This window comes from Sphingomonas sp. GC_Shp_3 (assembly GCF_026540945.1).
Lineage (GTDB): Bacteria > Pseudomonadota > Alphaproteobacteria > Sphingomonadales > Sphingomonadaceae > Sphingomonas.
The window spans coordinates 159326-179962 of sequence record NZ_JALNUT010000002.1 but is presented as its reverse complement, the minus strand read 5'-3'; the positions used below and the strand labels follow the sequence as shown (position 1 = coordinate 179962).

Sequence of the window (20637 nt, the reverse complement as noted above, 5' to 3'; positions counted from 1 at the left end):
CGTGTTTATTCGGGAGTGTGACAACCGTGCAGATGCGACCTGATGACCCCAAGCGTGCATGGCTCGTCAGTGAAGCTCGGGCGGCAGCAATCGTTGCGGCGCGGAAACAACAGCGCTGTTCGTCGTTGTTGTGCTGATAACGATTCAGGACGCTCCAATGACACGCAAACCGATCTTGCTGGCAGCTTGCCTCGCATTTGGCGCTTCCTCTCCGCTCGTCGCGGCTCCGGCTAAGCCACAAGCTCCGTCCGCTCCGGATCAGGCGGTTCTGCATGTCCAGGTGATCCTCGACCATCTCGGTTTTTCGCCCGGCGTGCTTGACGGCAAGCCCGGCATGTCGCTCACCGCAGCGTTGAAGGGGTTTCAGCAATCGCGCGGATTGGGCGCGAGCGGCAAGTTGGACAAGCCGACGCAAGCGGCCCTCCAGCAGTATGCGAACATGCCCGCGACGCAGACGATCACGTTGACACCGGCAATCCTCGGCGGGCCGTTCACCAACCCATTGCCGAAGCAGCCGGCGGAACAGGCGAAGCTACCCCAACTCGGCTATCGCAATGCGATGGAGAAGATGGGTGAGATGTTCCACACCACGCCGGCGGTCCTCGTCGCGCTCAACAGCGGCGATACCAGGCTCGCGCCGGGGGTGAAGATCACCGTGCCGGCGGTGGTCGCCACGAACCGCAACTACGATCCGAAACTGCCGGAAAAATGGCGGCAGACGCTGAGCACCCTCAATGTCGACGCGCAGCAGCCGCAGGCCGCCAAAGTCGTCGTCGACAAGTCGGATTCGGTGCTGCGCGCGTACGATGCCAGCGGCAAACTCATCGCGCAATTTCAGGCGACGATGGGCAGCAAGCACGATCCGCTGCCGATCGGCACCTGGAAAATCCTTGGCCCGGCTTACAACCCGCCGTTCCACTACAACCCCAAGCTGTTCTGGGACGCCAAGAAGGGCGAGAAGAAGGCGACGCTGCCGCCCGGCCCTAACGGCCCGGTCGGCGTGGTGTGGCTCGATCTGTCCAAGGAGCATTACGGCATTCACGGTACGCCCGAACCGACGACGATCGGCCGCGCGGAGAGCCATGGCTGCATCCGCCTTGCCAACTGGAACGCCGCGCGGCTGGCGATGATGGTCAAGCCGGGGACGCCGGCGATCTTCCAGGAATAACATGCGGACGGTCTGGCTGATCCTGATCCTGCTGGTGGCCTTGGCGGTGGCGGGTTGGTTGGCGTTGCTCAATCTCCCCGACGCTCCGCACAGGGCTGCTCCGACCCGGAAGCCGACAACCCAAGTGGTCGAGGTGGTCTCGGAAACGCGGGTGCCGCGTCCGCGTCAGGGTGGAGCGTCCGGGCTGCTTGCCGTTCCGGTGGCGGGTGTGACCCGTGATGCGATCACGGATACGTGGGGTGATCCGCGCGAGAATGGTGTGCGCGAACATCACGGCACCGACATCCCCGCCGCTGCCGGTACGCTGGTAACCGCCGCAGCGCCGGGAACGGTCGAGAAGCTGTTCCAAAGCGACAAGGGGGGCATGACCATCTACGTCCGCTCGCCCGCGCGCAAATGGACATTTTATTATGCGCATCTGTCGGGCTACGCGCCGGGGTTGCACGAGGGGCAGGTGGTGCACACCGGCGATCCACTCGGCTTTGTCGGCGATACCGGCGATGCGGGGGCGGGCAACTACCACCTCCACTTCGGCCTGACCCGCACAACGCCGGATCAGCACTGGTATGAGGGCGCCGATGTCAACGCGTTCCCCTATCTGACCGGCCTGCGGGTTGCCGGATCGGGCGGTGGAGGCTAAAGACCGCGCCTTCGCTCTTTCCACAGGTACATGGCATGAAGATCAGCGGCGTGGACATTCGTCCCGGCAACATCATCGAATATGAAGGCGGCATCTGGAAAGCCGTCAAGATTCAGCACACCCAGCCCGGTAAGGGTGGCGCGTACATGCAGGTCGAGATGAAGAACCTCATCGACGGCCGCAAGAACAACGTGCGCTTCCGCTCGGCGGAAACGGTGGAGCGGATCCGGCTGGATACCAAGGATTTCCAGTTCCTGTTCCGCGACGGCGATGCGCTGACGTTCATGGACAAGGACAATTACGAGCAGATCACGCTCGATGCCGGCATCCTCGGCGATGCCGCGGCCTTCCTTCAGGACGGCATGGACGTGGTGATGGAGCTCTACGACGAGCGCCCGATCTCGGTCGAGCTGCCGTCACAGATCGAAGCGACCATCGTCGAGGCGGACGCAGTGGTGAAGGGGCAGACCGCCTCGTCAAGCTATAAGCCGGCCGTGCTCGACAATGGCGTACGCGTCATGGTGCCGCCACATATCGGCGCGGGCACGCGGATCGTTGTCGACGTGTACGAGCAGACTTACGTCAAGCGCGCAGATTGAGTCGGATAGCGTAGCTATTCGCCAGGCTGCCGCTCGGCCGGCGAACGCAGTTCGGCCGACGACGAGTAGCAGGTGCGAGATGCCCCGCATCTCGCAGATCATGCCGAGGGCATGATCGACCTGATACTCTTTGCTCGCGTTGCGTTGTTAAAGGAACCACCATGCCATCCCATTCCGGACTCCTTACCGTCATGGACCGCGCCGCGCGGAAAGCCGCGCCGCGGCTCCGTCGGGACTTCAACGAGGTCCAGCATCTTCAGGTCAGCCGCAAGGGTCCGGCCGACTTCGTCTCGATGGCGGATCAGCGTGCCGAACAGACGATCTACGAGGAGCTGAGCAAGGCGCGGCCGGACTGGGGCTTCCTGATGGAGGAGCGCGGCGAGATCGCGGGCGACCCGTCCAAGCCGCGCTTCATCGTCGATCCGCTCGATGGTACGACCAACTTCCTGCACGGGATCCCGCATTTCTCGATCTCCATCGCCGTCGAGGAGCCGCTCGCGAACGGTAAGCGCGAGGTGACATCGGGGATCGTCTATCAGCCGCTCACCGACGAGAGTTTCTGGGCGGAGAAGGGGCGCGGCGCCTGGGTGCAGGAGCAGCGGCTGCGGGTCTCGGCGCGGCGTGATCTCGCCGACTCGGTGATCGCGACCGGCATTCCCTTCCTCGGTCATGGCGACTTCGTGCAGTGGAGCCGTATCTTCGGTGCGGTCGCGCCTGAAGTGGCCGGCATCCGCCGGCTCGGCTCCGCCGCACTCGACCTTGCCTGGGTGGCGGCAGGCCGGTTCGACGGTTTCTGGGAATCGAGCCTGAAGCCGTGGGATGTGGCGGCAGGGCTGTTGCTGGTCAAGGAAGCGGGCGGCTTCGTCACCGACTTCCGTGGTGGCGACAAGATGATGGAACGTAACGAGTTCCTCGCCGCCAACGACGCGCTGCAATCCCGCCTCCACAAGCTGATTGCCGGCGCGCTGCGCTGATCGGTATCGGCCGGCATCGCCGCTTCCGGGGGACATGTCCGCATCAGGCTTTGCGCCCGGTGCGGCCCTTCTATTTGTGGGAAAAAGTGGCTGATTTCCGTTAAGTTGCGATTCATTCTCAAGCGCTCGACCCTTGCCCGATGCGGACCATCGGCCTAAAGCCCAAGGCATCCCACTTCGCACTTGCGAGAAACCCATTGTTCGATCCGCTGCAATATCTGCCGATCCTGTTGTTCCTCGGCGTGGCGCTGGCGCTTTCCACTGCCTTCGTCGTGTTGCCCATCATCGTCGGGCGGCTGACGGGAACGCACAAGCCGAGCCCGGAAAAGCTCAGCGAATATGAGTGCGGCTTCCCCGCCTTCGAGGACCCGCGCAGTCAGTTCGACGTGCGCTTCTACCTGGTTGCGATCCTGTTCATCGTCTTCGATCTGGAGGCGGCATTCATTTACCCCTGGGCGGTCAGCGTTTTCACGCTGGGCTGGACGGCATGGTTCGCGATGATGTTGTTCATCGGCGAACTCGCGCTCGGCCTCGTCTATGCCTGGAAGAAGGGAGCTCTCGAATGGGAGTAGAACTCACCCGCGACGCTGGACCGAATCCGGTCGTGCAGCCCGATCAGACGTTCTTCGACGGGCTGAATGGCGAGCTGACCGACAAGGGCTTTCTTGTCACCTCGACTGAAGAGCTGTTCCAGTGGGCGCGCACCGGTTCGCTGTGGTGGATGACGTTTGGTCTTGCCTGCTGCGCGGTCGAGATGATCCACGTCAACATGCCGCGCTACGATCTCGAGCGCTTCGGCGCGGCGCCGCGCGCCTCGCCGCGCCAGTCGGACGTGATGATTGTGGCGGGCACGTTGTGCAACAAGATGGCTCCGGCGCTGCGTCGTGTTTACGACCAGATGAGTGAACCCAAATACGTGATCTCGATGGGTTCGTGTGCCAATGGCGGTGGCTATTATCACTATAGCTATTCGGTCGTGCGCGGCTGTGATCGGGTCGTGCCGGTCGATATCTACGTGCCTGGCTGTCCGCCGACGGCCGAGGCGTTGCTGTACGGGATCATGCAGTTGCAGCGGAAGATTCGCCGCTCGGGAACGGTGGAACGGTGAGGGCGCCCGCACCCGCTTATAGCGCCAACGATGGCGTGATCGACGCGGCTACGGCCGTGCTCGGCGGCAAGCTCGATCTCGCGACCGATCTAGTCGGTGAGGTGTCGCTGCATGTTGCACGTGACAGTTTGGTGGAGACGATGATCGCGCTGCGCGACACGCCGGGTCTCGAATACCAGCAGCTGATGGAAATCGCGGGTGTCGATTATCCGGATCGCGGTGTCGAACGCTTCGAGGTGGTGTATTGCCTGCTGTCGCTGACGCGCAATCACCGCATCCGCGTTCATGTCCGCAGCGACGATGCGCAGCCGGTGCCGTCGGTCACGGGGATCTGGCCGGTCGCGGGTTGGCTCGAGCGCGAGGTGTACGACATGTACGGCGTGCTGTTCTCGGGCAATTCCGATCTACGCCGTATCCTGACCGACTATGGTTTTCGCGGCCACCCGCAGCGTAAGGACTTCCCGCTGACCGGCTATGTCGAGATGCGCTATTCGGAAGAGGCCAAGCGCGTCGTGTATGAGCCGGTTCAGCTGGCGCAGGATTTCCGCAATTTCGACTTTATGAGTCCGTGGGAGGGTGCCGAATACATCTTGCCGGGTGACGAGAAGGCGGCTTTGCCGGAAGCCAAAGGCGCGCCGACGCCACTGAAGGCGGACGAGATCCAAAAGGCTGATGCCGCGCAATCCGCCAAGGTCGCGCCGACCGAGGCGAAGACCACAGAAAGCCCGGCGCAAACCGGTGCCGGCAAGAGCGAGCCAGACGCGGTGCCGAAGCCGCAAAACCCGGCGGTGGTTCCCACGCCGGGCGAGGGGCAGAACCAATGAGTGATTACCTCCAGGAACTCGAAGGTGTGACGGACGCCGCCGATCCGACGGTCGGCGACATCGACATCCAGAACTACACGATCAACTTCGGGCCGCAGCATCCGGCTGCGCACGGCGTGTTGCGGCTGGTGCTGGAGCTCGACGGCGAGATCATCGAGCGGGTCGATCCGCACGTCGGTCTGCTCCATCGCGGCACCGAAAAGCTGATCGAGCACAAGACTTACATGCAGGCGCTGCCGTATTTCGACCGGCTCGATTACTGCTCGCCGATGTGCATGGAGCACACTTACGTGCTCGCGGTCGAGAAGCTGCTCGATCTGGAAGTGCCGATCCGCGCGCAGTATCTGCGGACGTTCTTCGCCGAATTGACCCGTATCTCGAACCATATGCTCAACCTCGGTTCGCATATCATGGACGTCGGCGCGATGACGCCGAACCTGTGGTTGTTCGAGATCCGCGAAGACTGCATGGGCTTCTTCGAGCGGGCATCGGGGGCGCGTATGCATGCGGCCTACTTCCGACCCGGTGGTGTGCATCAGGACGTCCCGCTGAAATTGCTCGCCGATATCGGTGAGTGGCTCGACACTCGTCTGCCGCGTCTGTTTGAGGACGCGATCAGCCTGGTCGCGGACAACCGCATCTTCAAGCAGCGTAACGTCGACATCGCCACGGTCAGCCGTGAGGACGCGATCAAGTGGGGTTTCTCCGGCCCGATGATCCGTGGGTCGGGGTTGGCATGGGATCTGCGCAAGTCGCAGCCGTATGACGCGTACGCCAAAATGGACTTCGACGTGCCGGTCGGCACGCGCGGCGACTGCTATGACCGGTTCATGGTGCGCGTCGAGGAGGTTCGCCAGTCGGCGCGGATCATGCGGCAGTGTCTCAACGAGATGCCGGATGGCCCGATCGCGAGCTTCGATCGTAAGGTCGTGCCGCCCAAGCGTGGTGAGATGAAGCGGTCGATGGAAGCGCTGATCCATCACTTCAAGCTGTACACCGAGGGCTTCCACGTGCCGGCAGGCGACGTGTACGTGGCGACCGAGAGCCCTAAGGGTGAATTCGGCGTGTATTTGGTCGCAGACGGCACCAACAAGCCGTATCGCTGCAAGATCCGCCCGACCGCGTTCTCGCATCTTCAAGCGGCGGACTTCATGTCGAAGGGCCACATGCTTGCCGACACCACCGCCATCCTCGGCGCGATGGATATTGTGTTCGGTGAGTGCGACCGGTGAGCGGCGCGGTGCTTTCGACCTGGGCGTTCGTCGCGGTGGCGGGGCTGATTGCGGCGCTGGCATTTGCGCTGGCGCAGGTGACCGCCGGCGCAGGGATGATCCTGGTTGCGCTGGGCGCGACCGCCTGGACGGCCTATGTCGTGCGCCGTGGTGCGATGCTGCGGGCGCGCCATGACTGAGGCGCGGCTCGAAACCACGCACCGCATGATCGCGCTGTACAATGCGCAGGATGCGGAGGGCTATGTCGCGCATATGACCGACGGCGCGTGCGAGGCGACCTATCGCGGCGCGGTGGTGCGCGAGGGCAGGGAAGGCGTGCGTTCGGGCTTGAAGGCGATGTTCGCGCAGTACCCTGAGAACCGTGCGGAGATCCGCCAGTCGTTCGTGCTCGGCGAGACCGTCGTGCTGCATGAGGACGTGTCACGCGCACCCGGCGGTGAGACGTTTGAAGTCATGTCCATCTATTCGTTCGTGGGCGACAAGGTCGACCGCGTGGAGTTCATCCGCTAATGGCCGACGCCCCGAAGATTCCCGACGAAGTTGAGACCCGCGCACGCTGGGGTGCGTTTGCGTGGACGCCAGAGAATCAGGCGAAGGCCGATGAGATTCTGGGCCGGTATCCGAAAGGGCGCGAGCAATCTGCGTCGATCCCGTTTCTGGATCTCGCACAGCGTCAGGTCGGTGCGGACACGAACACGCAAGGCTGGTTGCCGGTGCCGGTGATTGAGTATGTCGCGCGCCAGATCGGCGTGCCGTACATGCGCGTGTATGAGGTCGCGACCTTCTATACGATGTTCAATCTTGCTCCGGTCGGCAAGTATCACGTGCAGGTTTGCGGCACGACGCCGTGCCTGCTTGGCGGGTCGGACGACGTGCTGGCTGCGTGCAAGAACAAGGGCTTGTCCAAGGGTCATACCACGCCCGACGGTCTGTTCACGCTGACCGAGGTCGAATGCCTTGGGGCATGCGCGAACGCGCCGATGGTGCAGATCAACGACGACAATTTCGAAGACCTGGATTACGACAAGACCACCGCGATCCTGGAGGCGCTCGTCGAGGGCAGGCCGCTGACGCCGGGTTCGCAGACCGGCCGTCGCGATTCCTGCCCGGCAGGCGGTCCGACCAGTCTTGTCGCGATGGTCAATGAAAACCATGATTATCGCGGGGAGTGGGCCTGATGCTCGCCGACAAGGACCGGATCTTCACCAACGTCTACGGTTTTCAGCCGTGGAACCTAGACGCCGCGATCATGCGCGGCGATTGGGACAATACCAAGGACCTGATGGCGCTGGGGCAGGATGCCATCATCGACATCATCAAGGCGTCGGGCCTGCGCGGGCGCGGCGGCGCTGGCTTCCCGACCGGCATGAAGTGGAGCTTCATGCCCAAGGAGTCGAAGGACGGTCGGCCGAACTTCCTCGTCATCAATGCCGACGAGTCCGAGCCGGGTAGCTGCAAGGACCGCGAGATCATCCGCCACGATCCGCACAAGCTGATCGAGGGCGCGCTGGTCGCGGGTTATGCGATGCGCGCGCGGGCCGCATATATCTACATTCGCGGCGAGTATATCCGCGAGGCCGAAGTGCTGTTCGCCGCCGTTGCGGAGGCCTATGATAAGGGCCTGATCGGCAAGAACGCGAGCGGCTCGGGCTACGATTTTGACGTGTTCGTGCACCGCGGCGCTGGCGCGTACATCTGCGGCGAAGAGACCGCGATGCTCGAGAGCCTTGAGGGCAAGAAGGGGCAGCCGCGGCTCAAGCCACCGTTCCCGGCGGGTGCGGGGCTGTATGGCTGCCCGACGACGGTCAACAACGTCGAGTCCATCGCGGTTGCGCCGACGATCCTGCGGCGTGGCGCGGCGTGGTTCTCCAGCTTCGGCGCCGAAGGTAACAAGGGCACCAAGCTCTTCCAGATCAGCGGCCATGTGAACAAGCCCTGCGTGGTCGAGGAGGCGATGAGCATCCCGTTCCGCCAGCTCATCGACGAACATTGCGGCGGCATCCGCGGCGGTTGGGATAACCTCCTCGCGGTGATCCCGGGCGGTTCGTCGGTCCCGCTTGTGCCGGCCGCCGAGATCATGGATTGCCCGATGGATTTTGACGGGCTGAAGAAGGTCGGTTCGGGCCTCGGCACTGCTGCTATCATCGTCATGGACAAGTCGACCGACATCGTCCGCGCGATCAGCCGACTGTCGTATTTCTACAAGCATGAGAGCTGCGGCCAGTGCACGCCGTGTCGCGAAGGCACCGGTTGGATGTGGCGCGTGATGGAGCGGATGCGTACCGGCGATGCCGATATCTCCGAGATCGACACGCTGTATCAGGTAACCAAGCAGGTCGAGGGGCACACGATCTGCGCGCTCGGTGATGCCGCCGCGTGGCCGATCCAGGGTCTCATCAAGCATTTCCGCCCCGAGATGGAGCGCCGCATCGCCGCCAAGAACGGCGGCGGCGAGGCTCCGATGATGGAAGCTGCCGAATAATGCCGATAGTCAAAGTCGATGGCGTCGAAGTCGAGGTGCCGCAGGGCGCGACCGTGCTTCAGGCGTGCGAAATCGCGGGCAAGGAAATCCCGCGTTTCTGTTACCATGAGCGCCTCAGCATCGCCGGCAACTGCCGGATGTGCCTAGTCGAGGTAAAGCCCGGCCCGCCCAAGCCGCAGGCGTCGTGCGCGTTGCCGGCTGCGGATAAGCAGGAAATTTTCACCAATTCCCCCATGGTGAAGAACGCGCGCGAAGGCGTGATGGAGTTCCTGCTCATCAACCATCCGCTCGATTGCCCGATCTGCGATCAGGGTGGCGAGTGCGACTTGCAGGACCAGAGCCTCGCTTATGGGCGTGGTCACTCGCGCTACGATGAAAACAAGCGCGCGGTTACCGAAAAGTACATGGGGCCGATCGTCAAGACGGTGATGACGCGGTGCATCCAGTGCACGCGCTGCATCCGTTTCGCCGAGGAAGTCGCCGGCGTGGAAGAGATCGGCGCGCTGTACCGCGGCGAGAACATGCAGATCACCTCGTATCTTGAACACGCCGTGTCGAGCGAACTGTCGGGCAACGTTATTGATCTCTGCCCGGTTGGGGCGCTCACCTCCAAGCCGTATGCCTTCGAAGCGCGCCCGTGGGAGTTGCGCAAGACGCTGTCGATCGACGTGACCGACGCGGTCGGCACCAACATCCGGCTCGATTCGCGCGGCCGCCAGGTGCTGCGGTCGCTTCCTGTCATCAATGAGGACGTCAACGAGGAGTGGGCGTCGGACAAGACGCGCTATGTCGTCGACGGTCTGGTGCGGCGCCGGCTCGATCGGCCGTACGTACGTAAGAACGGTAAGCTGGTCGCGGTAGACTGGGATGAGGCATTCGCCGCGATCAAGGCGGTTGATGCCGGGTCGAGCGTCGCGGCAATTCACGGCGATCTCGTCGACTGCGAGACGATGTACGCCGCCAAGGCGCTGGTGACGGCCATGGGGTCGAGCCTGCTCGAAGGTCGTCAGACCGGCATGGACTATGATACGTCCAGCCTCGCGGCTGTAACGTTCAACACCACGATCGCCGGCGCAGAAATGGCTGATGCGATCCTGCTGGTCGGCACCAATCTGCGCTGGGAAGCGCCGCTGGTGAACACGCGCATCCGCAAGGCGATCAAGCGCGGCGCAAAGGTGTTCGCGATCGGGCCGGAACTCGACCTGACCTATAAGGTCGAGTGGCTCGGCAACGATCTTTCGCTGCTCGGCAAGCTGCCGGACGCCGTGCTGTCGGCGTTTGAGGGCGCGGCGCGACCGATGGTGATCGTTGGTGGTGCGGCGCTGAAGGGCGGCCATGGCGCGACGCTGGCGCTCGCCAAGACGCTCGATCTGGTGCGAGAAGGCTGGAACGGCTACAACGTGCTGCACGCGGCGGCGGCGCGCAACGGCGGGCTGATGCTCGGCTACGCGCAGAAGGGTGGCATCGCCGATATCGCGGCGGCCGCACCGAAGCTGGCGTTCTTCCTTGGTGCGGACGAGGTTGATTTCTCCGCATTTGGCGGCACGTTCAAAGTGTATATTGGCCACCATGGCGATAAGGGGGCTGCGGCGGCCGACGTGGTGCTGCCGGGCGCGAGCTATGCCGAAAAGTCGGGCACCTATGTGAACCTTGAAGGGCGCGTGCAACGTGGCGACCGAGCGGTGTTCCCGCCGGGAGATGCCCGCGAGGATTGGACGATCCTGCGCGCGCTGTCGGCCGTGCTTGGGTACACGCTGCCGTTCGACACGCTTGACGAACTGCGCGCGGCGATGGCCGTGGATACGCCCGAACTCGCGACGCTTGGCCTCAAGGCCTTCGCCTGGAACCCGCCGTCGCTCGACGCGGCAGGGCAGGGCGAAGTCGCTTATCCGATCAAGGACTTCTACTTGACCAACGCGATCTGCCGGGCCAGTCCGACAATGCAGCGCTGTTCGTCGGAAATCCTGCATGGCCAGGACTTCGCGGAGGCGGCGGAATGACCTCGTTTTTCACCTATCGCTTCGGCTGGGGCTTCGGCATCTCGTGGTTCGTCGCCACGTTGATCGACATCCTCATCATCGCGCTGCCGCTGATGCTTGCGGTCGCGATGATCATCTACGTCGACCGCAAGATCTGGGCGTCAATGGCGCTGCGCCGTGGCCCGAACGTGGTCGGCCCATTTGGTCTCCTCCAGTCGTTCGCAGACGGTCTCAAGGTCTTCCTGCAAGAGACGATCATCCCGATCGCCGCGAACAAGACGCTGTTCCTGCTCGCGCCGATCATCACCTTCACCGTCGCGCTCATCGTGTGGGCGGTGGTACCGTTCGCCGAGAATGCGTCGGTCGCCAACATCAACGTGGCGTTGCTCTATGTCCTCGCGGCGTCTTCGCTCGGGGTGTACGGCATCATCCTCGCGGGCTGGTCGTCCAACTCGAAATATCCGTTCTACTCGGCGATTCGCGCGGCGGCGCAGATGGTGAGCTACGAAGTCGCGATCGGTTTCGTGCTGATCTCCGTCGTGTTGTGGGCGGGCAGCTTCAACCTCGGCACGATCGTCGAGGCGCAAAAAGGCTATCTGTTCGGCTGGGTGAACGGCAACTGGATCAACCCGCTGCTGTTCCCGATGGCGGTGGTGTTCTTCATCTCGTCGCTTGCCGAGACGCAGCGTGCGCCGTTCGATCTGACCGAGGCGGAGAGCGAACTCGTCGCCGGCTACCAGACCGAATATTCCTCGATGAGCTTCGCACTGTTCTGGCTGGGCGAGTACGCCAACGTCATTCTGATGTGTGCGCTCAACGCGACGTTGTTCTGGGGTGGGTATCTGCCGCCGCTGAACATCGGCTTCCTCTACATGGTGCCGGGCATCATCTGGCTGCTGCTCAAGATGGCCGGGTTCTTCTTCCTGTTCAGCTGGGTCAAGGCGACGGTGCCGCGTTACCGTTATGACCAGTTGATGCGGCTGGGCTGGAAGATTTTCCTGCCGCTGTCGCTGATCTTCGTTTTCCTCGTGTCGGGCTACCTCATGCTCGTGCGGGTTGGAGTACCGGCATGACCATCGGCCAGCTTATCAAGTCCTACACCTTGTGGGAGTTCGTGAAGGCGCATGCGCTGACCTTGAAGTATTTCTTCAAGGCCAAGGCGACAATCAACTATCCGTTCGAGAAGAACCCGTTGTCGCCCCGCTTTCGCGGCGAGCATGTGTTGCGGCGTTATCCGAATGGTGAGGAGCGGTGTATCGCGTGCAAGCTCTGCGAAGCGGTGTGTCCCGCCCAGGCGATCACGATCGAGGCCGAACCACGCGACGACGGCAGCCGTCGCACGACTCGCTACGATATCGACATGACCAAGTGCATCTATTGCGGTTTCTGTCAGGAGGCGTGTCCGGTCGACGCGATCGTCGAAGGGCCGAACCTCGAGTTCGCTACGGAAACCCGCGAGGAGCTGATCTACGATAAGGCGAAATTGCTGGAAAACGGTGACCGTTGGGAAAGCGCGGTCGCGGCGAACCTTGCCGCCGACGCGCCGTATCGTTAATGCGCAGCCTCATCGATTCAACGCCGCTCGTGCGCCCGCACGCGCAGACGCCAACAGGCGCTGCAACGGCCATCACCCAAACCCAGGCGAACGGGGGTTCGAAGTAACATCGTGATCCAGGCCTTCGCCTTCTATCTTTTCGCGATCATCGTGATCGCGTCAGCCGTGCTGACGATCACTGCGCGCAACCCGGTACACGCTGTGTTGTGGCTGATCCTCGCCTTTTTCAATGCCGCTGGGCTGATGGTGCTTGTCGGCGCTGAGTTCATCGCGATGCTGCTTGTCATTGTGTACGTGGGTGCGGTCGCTGTGCTGTTCCTCTTCGTCGTGATGATGCTCAACATCGACTTCGCCGAAGTGCGGGCCGGTTTCGTTCGTTATGCGCTGATCGGACTGGCCTTTGCCGTTGCGCTCGCGGCCGAGATCATGATCGCGTTCGGCGCCTGGAGCGCTGGGACGATCGAACTTGCGCGTCGCGCTGCACCAACCTCCGCGGCCGTGCCGAACATCGAGGCGCTCGGGTTGCTGCTGTATTCACGGTATCTGTTCGTGTTCGAGGGTGCCGGTCTGGTGCTGCTCGTCGCGATGATCGGCGCGATCGTCTTGACGCACCGTGAGCGCAGTGGTGTCCGCCCGCAGAACATCAGCCGCCAGAACGCACGCCGTCCACAGGATGCGACGCGCAACACGCGGCCGACCGTAGGACAGGGGATCGAACTGTGATCGGCCTTACGCATTATCTCGTCGTCGCGGCGATCCTGTTCGCGCTCGGCGTGCTTGGCCTGATCGCCAACCGCAAGAACCTGATCGTCATGCTGATGGCAATCGAGCTGATCCTGCTTGCCGTGAACCTCAATCTCGTCGCCTTCTCCGCGTTCCTGCATGATCTGGTCGGTCAGATCTTCGCGATGTTCGTGTTGACGGTGGCGGCGGGCGAGGCGGCGATCGGTCTGGCGATCCTCGTCATCTATTTCCGTGGCCGGGGTACGATCGCGGTCGACGACGTCAACCGGATGAAGGGGTAACACCGGCGTGACTTCGATCCTCTTCATCGTTTTCTTGCCGCTCGCGGCGGCTATCCTCGCGGGCTTCTCGAACAAGTCTTTCGGCGCAGCCTTCCCCAAGGCAGTGACGACAGGCGCCTTGTTCCTGGCTTGCGCACTGTCCTGGCCGGTGTTCATTCATTATCTCGGCGGCGGCGAGCCTGTCATTACGCCGGTGCTGAAGTTCATCGAATCCGGCGACATGCACGTTTCGTGGTCGTTGCGCGTCGATGCGCTTACGGCGGTGATGCTGGTGGTGGTGACGAGCGTCTCCGCGCTGGTTCACCTTTATAGCTGGGGCTATATGTCGGAAGATCCCGACCAGCCGCGGTTCTTCGCCTATTTGTCGCTCTTCACGTTCGCCATGCTGATGCTGGTGACGGCGGATAACCTCGTCCAGATGTTCTTCGGCTGGGAGGGGGTCGGTCTTGCATCGTACCTGCTGATCGGATTCTGGTTCCGCAAACCGTCGGCCAATGCTGCCGCGATCAAGGCGTTCGTCGTCAATCGCGTCGGTGATCTTGGCTTCATGCTCGGCATCTTCGGCACGTTCCTCGTCTTCAAGACGGTATCGATCCCCGAAATCCTTGCGGCCGCCCCGCATATGGCAGGATCGACGATCGGCTTCTTCGGCTATCGTTTCGATACGATGACGGTGCTATGCCTGCTGCTGTTCGTCGGCGCGTGCGGCAAGTCCGCGCAGCTCGGCCTGCACACGTGGTTGCCGGACGCGATGGAGGGCCCAACTCCGGTGTCGGCGCTGATCCATGCCGCGACGATGGTTACGGCCGGCGTGTTCATGGTGTGCCGTCTGTCGCCGATGTTCGAGATGTCGCCGTTCGCGATGCACGTCGTGATGACGGTCGGTGCGGCCACGTGCTTCTTCGCGGCGACCTGTGGTCTCGTCCAAACCGACATCAAGCGTGTGATCGCCTATTCGACCTGTTCGCAGCTCGGTTACATGTTCTTCGCGGCGGGTTGTGGTGCCTATGGCGCCGCGATGTTCCATCTGTTCACGCATGCCTTCTTCAAGGCGCTGCTATTCCTTGGTGCCGGCTCGGTGATCCATGCGATGCATCACGAGCAGGACATGCGCTATTATGGTGGGCTGCGGAAAAGTATCCCGATCACCTTCTGGGCGATGATGGCGGGTACGCTCGCGATCACCGGCGTCGGTATCGAAGGCGTGTTTGGGTTCGCTGGCTTCTATTCGAAGGACGCGATCATCCTCTCGGCCTGGGCTGCCAACCAGCAAGGCGCTTCGATCGTCGGCATCATCGTCGCGTTGCTGACCAGTTTCTACTCCTGGCGTCTCATGTTCCTGACCTTCTGGGGCAAACCGCGCTGGGCGGCGTCCGAGCATATTCAGCATGCCGTCCATAATGCGCACGGTCACGGCCATGACGATCATGCGCATGGCCACGACGATCACGGCACGCAGGCGGCGCATGCTCACCACGGTGAGGATGCCGAGGAAGGGCAGGGATCGTCTCCGGATCCGCATGCGCCGGGTGCGCATGAGTTGCCGGCAGGCACGGGTGGGTACCATCCCCACGAAAGCCCATTCCCGATGCTGATCCCGCTGATCCTTCTATCGGTCGGCGCGGTGTTCGCGGGCTACGTGTTCCATCCGTTCTTTTCGGATGCTGGTGCGGGCAACAGCTATTGGCACGGGGCAGTCGCGTTCCACGCCGAACTCTCCGAAGCGGTCGAGGAACTGCCGACCCTGGTCAAGCTTTCGGCTTCGATCGCTATGCTGATCGGGCTGGTCAGCGCCTGGTACGCCTATATTGCAAAGCCGGGCCTGCCCTCGGCAATGGCGAAACAGTTCAGCGTCCTGTACGATTTCCTGCTTCACAAGTGGTATTTCGACGAGCTGTACGACCTGATCTTCGTCAGGCCCGCGTTCGCGATCGGTCGTTGGTTCTGGCACCGTGGCGACGAGAAGACAATCAACCGGTTCGGGCCTGACGGCTCGGCCTGGCTCGTCTCGCTCAGCAGCCGCGCGGCAGGACGCCTTCAGACCGGCTATCTCTACACCTATGCGTTCGTCATGCTTATCGGGCTGACCGCAGCGATGACCTGGGCGATCACACGATGAGCGGTTTCCCCATTCTTTCCCTGATGCTCGCGGTACCGGCACTCGCCGCGATCGGGTGTCTGTTCCTCAGCCCGGCCGGCGCCCGTTGGCTCGCGTTGGCTGCAACCCTGGTCGATTTCGTACTCGGGATTGCGCTCTGGGCGAATTTCGACATCGGCGGCGCCCAGTGGCAGTTTGTCGAGAACGCCGGCACCATCGGCGTGTTCGACTGGAAGCTTGGCATCGACGGTTTTGCGCTGATGCTCATTATGCTGAGCGTATTCCTCATGCCGATCTGCATCGGGGCGAGCTGGGTCGCGATCGAAAAGCGCGTTCAGGAATATATGGCGCTGTTCCTGTTCACGGAGGTGCTGATGATCGGCACCTTTGCGGCGCAGGATCTCCTGCTGTTCTACATCTTCTTTGAAGCCGGCCTGATCCCGATGTATCTGATCATCGGCATTTGGGGTGGGGCGAACCGGATCTACGCGTCGTACAAATTCTTCCTGTACACCTTGCTCGGCTCGCTGCTCATGCTGGTCGCGATGCTGTGGATGATCCATTACACCGGAACGACTGACATCCCGACGTTGCTGAAGACCGACTTCCCGCGCACTGCTCAGACATGGTTGTGGCTGGCCTTCTTCGCCTCCTTCGCGGTCAAGATGCCGATGTGGCCGGTCCATACCTGGCTCCCGGATGCGCACGTGCAGGCGCCGACGGCAGGTTCGGTGATCCTGGCCGGCGTCCTCCTCAAGCTTGGCGGCTATGGGTTCCTCCGCTTCTCGGTGCCGATGTTCCCGGAAGCGTCTTCGCAATTGACATGGCTGATCCTTGCGCTGTCCGGGATCGCGGTGGTTTACACCAGCCTGGTTGCCTTGGTGCAGTCGGATATGAAGAAGCTCATCGCTTATTCATCGGTCGCGCATATGGCGATCGTGACGATCGGATTGTTCGCCTTCAACCGGCAAGGGCTCGAGGGCGCGATGATCATGATGCTGAGCCACGGGTTGGTGTCTGGCGCGCTGTTCCTGTGCGTGGGCGTGATCTACGATCGCCTGCATACCCGTGAGATCAGTCGCTACGGCGGTCTCGCCATCAATATGCCGAAATATGCGGTGCTGTTTCTGTTCTTTACCATGGCATCGATTGGTCTGCCCGGCACGAGCGGTTTCGTCGCCGAGTTCCTCAGCCTCGACGGCGCGTATCAGGTGTCGACCGTGGCGACTGCGGTGTGCACGACCGGTATCATCCTCGGCGCCGCTTACATGCTTTACCTCTATCGCCGGGTCGTGTTCGGTGATTTGACCAAGGATGATGTCCGGGTGATGCCCGATCTATCGGTTCGTGAAATTGCATTGCTGGCCCCAGTTGCGGCGGTTGCGCTGTGGATGGGTGTTTATCCGGAAAGCTTCCTTGCTCCGATGCGAAAGGATGTCGGTACGTTGGTTGCACGGGTCGATCGTGCTGCGCCCGTTGGGGACTCGCGGCCCGTGACCGGGCATGCGGCCTTGGCGCCCTCGCAGGTGGAGGCGCATCAATGAGCCCGTCGATGATGCTCGCTGCCGCGATGACCGTGGTGCACCCGTCGCTTCCGAGCGCCTCGCTCATGATGGTGATGCCGGAGGAGGTGCTATCGATTGGTTCGATCGTGCTGATGCTGGTAGCGGCCTGGGGTGGACAGGGTTCTACGCGTCTGATTTCATGGGTCTCGGTGGCGGTACTGGCTGGCGCGTCGATCGCGTTGCTTGGTCCGGCGTCGAGCGGCGGGGTAGCGTTTGACGGGCTGTTCCGCGCCGACGCTTTTTCTGCATTCTCGAAAGTGTTGATCTACGGCGCCAGCGCGGTGGCAATCTTGATGGCGCCGCGGTTCTTCCAGCAGACGAGTGGCGACAATCTGCGGCCTGAATATCCGGTGCTGATCCTGTTGTCCGCGTGCGGCATGGGCATGATGGTTTCGGCCGGCGACCTGCTGGTGCTGTACGTCGGCCTCGAATTGCAGAGCCTAGCCGCTTATGTGCTGGCAAGCTTCATGCGGCGGGACACGCGTTCGGCAGAGGCTGGCCTTAAATATTTTGTGCTCGGCGCGCTGGCGAGCGGCATTCTGCTGTACGGCATCAGCCTCGTTTATGGCTTCAGCGGCACGACCCTGTTCTCCGGGATCGCCGAGGCCTATGCCGGGATCGTGCCGGGCACGCACAATTACGGGCTGATGTTCGGTCTCGTCTTCGTGTTCGCGGGGCTGGCGTTCAAGATGAGTGCGGTGCCGTTCCATATGTGGACGCCGGATGTGTACGAAGGTGCGCCGACGCCGGTAACCGCGTTCTTTGCGTCCGCGCCGAAGGTCGCGGCGATGGGGCTGGCAGTGCGTGTCGCAGTCGAGGCGATGGGCCCGGCGGTCGATCAGTGGCGGCAGATCGTGATCTTCGCGAGCCTCGCATCGATCATCTTCGGTGCGGTCGCGGCAATCGGTCAGTCGAACATCAAGCGGCTGCTGGCCTATTCGTCGATCAACAACGTCGGCTTTGTGCTGGTCGGCCTTGCTGCGGGGACGCAGGCGGGTGTCGCGGCGGTGTTGTTCTATCTCACAGTGTATGTCGTCATGACGCTTGGTGGCTTTCTGGTGGTGCTCCAGATGCGCGGTGTGGATGGGCAGCCGGTAGAGACGATCAGCAGCCTGTCGGGCATGTCGCGCACGCGACCGGGTTTGGCGCTGGCCATGGCAATCTTCATGTTCAGTCTCGCGGGTATTCCGCCGCTGCTCGGGTTCAACGCGAAGCTTGCGGTTTTTAACGCCGCGGTACAGGCGGGTCTTTACCCGCTCGCGGTGGTCGGCTTCGTGGCTTCGGTGATCGGCGCATATTACTATCTGCGCGTTATCAAGGTCATGTATTTCGATGAGCCGGTCGGCGACGGCTTTGGCAAGAGCGGCGACGTCGTCGAAGGCGGCCTTATAACGGCGGCGGCGGTGTTCGTGTCCCCCGTCGGGTGGGTGCTGCTTGCGCCGCTTGGGCTGGCGACCATGGCGGCGGCAAAGGCGCTGTTCTGAGCATCTGCGGTTTGGTCGCCGCACGATCTGTGTCCGGCCCAACCCGGTTTTGGAGCCGAGAGCACGCCACTGTTAGGCGCTTACGTCCGGGCTTAGTCGGTCTACCAAGCTCGGCCATGAACGTTCGCCTGACTCCGCGCCCCAACCGCCGCGACGGTGCCGGTCAGTGACGATCCGCACCGTTGCGGAAACCGGTTCCACCAATGCTGATCTGCTCGTCTTGGCGCGGAACGGCGGGCCGGACGGGGTGTGGCTGCGGGCGAAGCAGCAAACCGGCGGGCGCGGCCGGCAAGGGCGGGCGTGGGTCTCGCCGCCGGGCAATCTGTATGCGAGTACGCTGGTGAGGCTACGTCCCAGCGACCCCGAGGCAGCATCGCTCGCGCTGGTTGCTGCCGTCGCGGTGGAGGACGTGGTGCGGGTCTATTTGGGCACCGCAGCTATCGCAGTTCTCAAGTGGCCGAACGATTTGTTGGTTAATGGTGCCAAGCTGTCGGGTATCTTGCTTGAGCGGGCGGGCGACGCAGTGGTGGTGGGGATCGGCGTCAATCTCGCGCACCACCCAGAGAGTCTCGAACGGGCAACGACGAGCCTTGCGGCTCATGGCGCCATGGTTGATCCAGCGCGCTTCCTTGAGACGTTGGCGGACACGTTCACGCGCTGGCTTGGGGTTTGGCGGGGGCAGGGGCTGGTGCCGGTGCGCGCGCGCTGGCTTGATCGGGCTTATCCCGTTGGTACTGCGTTGACCGCGCGTTTGCCCGACGACAGCACCGTCGAGGGATTGTTCGACGGCCTCGACAGTAGCGGCGCGCTCGTGCTGCGCTTGGCGGACGGCAGTCGACGTGTCATTCACGCGGCGGATATTTTCCTGCTGTGAGGCTCCTGCTGTGAGGCTAGGGTGTCGGTCCGCGACGATGAAGGGGGACGCCAATGCTGCTCGCGATTGACGCTGGCAACACCAATGTCGTTTTTGCACTGCTCGATTCAGGCACGATCCGCGCACGCTGGCGGATTGCCACCGATGCGCGTCGCACCGCAGATGAATATGCGGTCTGGCTAAGCCAGTTACTTGCTCTCGAGGGATATGAGCGCAGCCACGTCAGTGGTGTCATCATCGCCACCGTGGTGCCGCGCGCGCTCCACAATCTCCAGGTGCTCGCGCAAAAGTATTTCGGCTCCGATCCGCTGATCGCAGGGCAAGGCAAGGCGGCGTGGCCAATCCCGCTTGACGTCGAGGAGCCGCAGTCGGTGGGTGCCGACCGTGCGTTGAACGTGATGGCGGCGCACGCGCGTCACCCCGGCGATCTCATCATCATCGATTTCGGTACCGCGACCACGTTCGATGTGGCGGACTATCGTGGCGCCTACAAAGGCGGCATCATCGCGCCGGGCATAAATCTCTCGCTCGATGCGCTCGTCACCGCCGCGGCGAAGCTGCCGCGCATCGCGATCGAGGCGCCACCGTCACCGAGCGTGATCGGGCGCGACACCGTCAGCCAGATGCACATCGGTATCTACTGGGGCTATGTCGCGATGATCGAGGGGCTGGTCGGTCGCATGAAGGTCGAGATCGGCAGACCTGCGACGGTGATTGCAACCGGTGGTCTCGCGACGCTGTTCGAGCGCAACACCAGCGCTTTCGACGCGATCGAGCCCGATCTGACCATTCAGGGGCTGGCGATGCTGTGGGATCGCGCCCATATGAACCCATGATGGAATGCGGCGTGAGCTTTGTTCCGACCTGTCTTGTCTGGCGCGTGCCAGTATCTCCGCCCGCCTTGTCTGCTGAGCACATGGTGGTGGCGGGATGCCCGATCCGGCCCTGACCCGTAATTTTCGCGGCATATGCCGCCCCAATTGAAAGAACAGAACCTTAGTGACGACCCCCAAGAACGAACTGCTTTTCG

The 20637-nt window shown here is 62.6% G+C and carries 22 protein-coding genes; all 22 read left to right on the top strand.

Translation table 11 applies throughout. The features are described from left to right. Positions 1-157 precede the first annotated feature (157 nt). On the top strand, positions 158-1168 hold the full coding sequence (locus tag OXR00_RS06575; protein WP_267387326.1) for a L,D-transpeptidase family protein: 1011 nt from the start codon (positions 158-160) through the stop codon (positions 1166-1168). A 1-nt stretch (position 1169) separates the two neighbouring features. Continuing rightward, positions 1170-1808 (top strand): M23 family metallopeptidase, encoded by a 639-nt coding sequence (locus OXR00_RS06570; RefSeq protein ID WP_267387324.1) that lies wholly within the window; start codon positions 1170-1172, stop codon positions 1806-1808. Positions 1809-1843: 35 nt separating this feature from the next. After that, a complete protein-coding gene (gene efp / locus OXR00_RS06565) occupies positions 1844-2407 on the top strand; it encodes an elongation factor P (protein WP_093220932.1) in 564 nt (187 codons plus the stop codon). Between the two features lie 161 nt (positions 2408-2568). Beyond that, the gene (locus OXR00_RS06560; RefSeq protein WP_242151689.1) at positions 2569-3381 is read left to right on the top strand and encodes an inositol monophosphatase family protein; all 813 of its coding nucleotides are present in this window, start codon (positions 2569-2571) and stop codon (positions 3379-3381) included. A gap of 197 nt (positions 3382-3578) precedes the next feature. After that, positions 3579-3953, top strand: a complete 375-nt coding sequence (gene ndhC, locus OXR00_RS06555) for an NADH-quinone oxidoreductase subunit A (protein ID WP_242151685.1) — start codon at positions 3579-3581, stop codon at positions 3951-3953. Next, on the top strand, positions 3944-4489 hold the full coding sequence (locus OXR00_RS06550) for an NADH-quinone oxidoreductase subunit B (protein ID WP_242151682.1): 546 nt from the start codon (positions 3944-3946) through the stop codon (positions 4487-4489). The genes ndhC and OXR00_RS06550 overlap by 10 nt, the downstream gene beginning before the upstream one ends. Beyond that, positions 4486-5313 carry an NADH-quinone oxidoreductase subunit C gene (locus tag OXR00_RS06545; RefSeq protein WP_267387320.1) on the top strand — a complete coding sequence of 276 codons (828 nt, stop codon included), beginning with the start codon at positions 4486-4488 and terminating at the stop codon, positions 5311-5313. The genes OXR00_RS06550 and OXR00_RS06545 overlap by 4 nt, the downstream gene beginning before the upstream one ends. Further along, positions 5310-6545, top strand: a complete 1236-nt coding sequence (locus OXR00_RS06540) for an NADH-quinone oxidoreductase subunit D (protein ID WP_267387319.1) — start codon at positions 5310-5312, stop codon at positions 6543-6545. Before OXR00_RS06545 ends, OXR00_RS06540 begins: the two co-directional genes overlap by 4 nt. Then, entirely contained in the window at positions 6542-6724 is a 183-nt protein-coding gene (locus tag OXR00_RS06535) for a hypothetical protein (RefSeq protein WP_267387317.1), read from the top strand. Before OXR00_RS06540 ends, OXR00_RS06535 begins: the two co-directional genes overlap by 4 nt. Next, the gene (locus tag OXR00_RS06530; protein ID WP_267387316.1) at positions 6717-7055 is read left to right on the top strand and encodes a nuclear transport factor 2 family protein; all 339 of its coding nucleotides are present in this window, start codon (positions 6717-6719) and stop codon (positions 7053-7055) included. The genes OXR00_RS06535 and OXR00_RS06530 overlap by 8 nt, the downstream gene beginning before the upstream one ends. Further along, on the top strand, positions 7055-7723 hold the full coding sequence (locus OXR00_RS06525; protein ID WP_267387315.1) for an NAD(P)H-dependent oxidoreductase subunit E: 669 nt from the start codon (positions 7055-7057) through the stop codon (positions 7721-7723). Before OXR00_RS06530 ends, OXR00_RS06525 begins: the two co-directional genes overlap by 1 nt. Next, the gene (nuoF, locus tag OXR00_RS06520) at positions 7723-9027 is read left to right on the top strand and encodes an NADH-quinone oxidoreductase subunit NuoF (RefSeq protein ID WP_267387313.1); all 1305 of its coding nucleotides are present in this window, start codon (positions 7723-7725) and stop codon (positions 9025-9027) included. Before OXR00_RS06525 ends, nuoF begins: the two co-directional genes overlap by 1 nt. Beyond that, the gene (nuoG, locus tag OXR00_RS06515; protein ID WP_267387312.1) at positions 9027-11027 is read left to right on the top strand and encodes an NADH-quinone oxidoreductase subunit NuoG; all 2001 of its coding nucleotides are present in this window, start codon (positions 9027-9029) and stop codon (positions 11025-11027) included. Before nuoF ends, nuoG begins: the two co-directional genes overlap by 1 nt. Continuing rightward, positions 11024-12079 (top strand): NADH-quinone oxidoreductase subunit NuoH, encoded by a 1056-nt coding sequence (gene nuoH / locus OXR00_RS06510; protein ID WP_242151661.1) that lies wholly within the window; start codon positions 11024-11026, stop codon positions 12077-12079. Before nuoG ends, nuoH begins: the two co-directional genes overlap by 4 nt. After that, on the top strand, positions 12076-12561 hold the full coding sequence (gene nuoI / locus OXR00_RS06505; protein WP_242151658.1) for an NADH-quinone oxidoreductase subunit NuoI: 486 nt from the start codon (positions 12076-12078) through the stop codon (positions 12559-12561). The genes nuoH and nuoI overlap by 4 nt, the downstream gene beginning before the upstream one ends. Before the next feature lie 111 nt (positions 12562-12672). Continuing rightward, positions 12673-13284 (top strand): NADH-quinone oxidoreductase subunit J, encoded by a 612-nt coding sequence (locus OXR00_RS06500; protein WP_267387310.1) that lies wholly within the window; start codon positions 12673-12675, stop codon positions 13282-13284. Next, positions 13281-13586 carry an NADH-quinone oxidoreductase subunit NuoK gene (gene nuoK, locus OXR00_RS06495; RefSeq protein ID WP_130156446.1) on the top strand — a complete coding sequence of 102 codons (306 nt, stop codon included), beginning with the start codon at positions 13281-13283 and terminating at the stop codon, positions 13584-13586. The genes OXR00_RS06500 and nuoK overlap by 4 nt, the downstream gene beginning before the upstream one ends. A 7-nt stretch (positions 13587-13593) precedes the next feature. Next, positions 13594-15705 (top strand): NADH-quinone oxidoreductase subunit L, encoded by a 2112-nt coding sequence (gene nuoL / locus OXR00_RS06490; RefSeq protein WP_267387302.1) that lies wholly within the window; start codon positions 13594-13596, stop codon positions 15703-15705. Further along, positions 15702-17228: an NADH-quinone oxidoreductase subunit M gene (locus OXR00_RS06485; protein ID WP_267387301.1), complete on the top strand. Its 1527-nt coding sequence runs from the start codon at positions 15702-15704 to the stop codon at positions 17226-17228. Before nuoL ends, OXR00_RS06485 begins: the two co-directional genes overlap by 4 nt. Positions 17229-17236: 8 nt before the next feature. Continuing rightward, positions 17237-18733: an NADH-quinone oxidoreductase subunit NuoN gene (gene nuoN, locus OXR00_RS06480; protein WP_267387300.1), complete on the top strand. Its 1497-nt coding sequence runs from the start codon at positions 17237-17239 to the stop codon at positions 18731-18733. Between the two features lie 166 nt (positions 18734-18899). After that, entirely contained in the window at positions 18900-19607 is a 708-nt protein-coding gene (locus OXR00_RS06475) for a biotin--[acetyl-CoA-carboxylase] ligase (RefSeq protein ID WP_267387299.1), read from the top strand. Between the two features lie 53 nt (positions 19608-19660). Next, positions 19661-20443 (top strand): type III pantothenate kinase, encoded by a 783-nt coding sequence (locus tag OXR00_RS06470; RefSeq protein WP_267387298.1) that lies wholly within the window; start codon positions 19661-19663, stop codon positions 20441-20443. Positions 20444-20637: the final 194 nt, after the last annotated feature.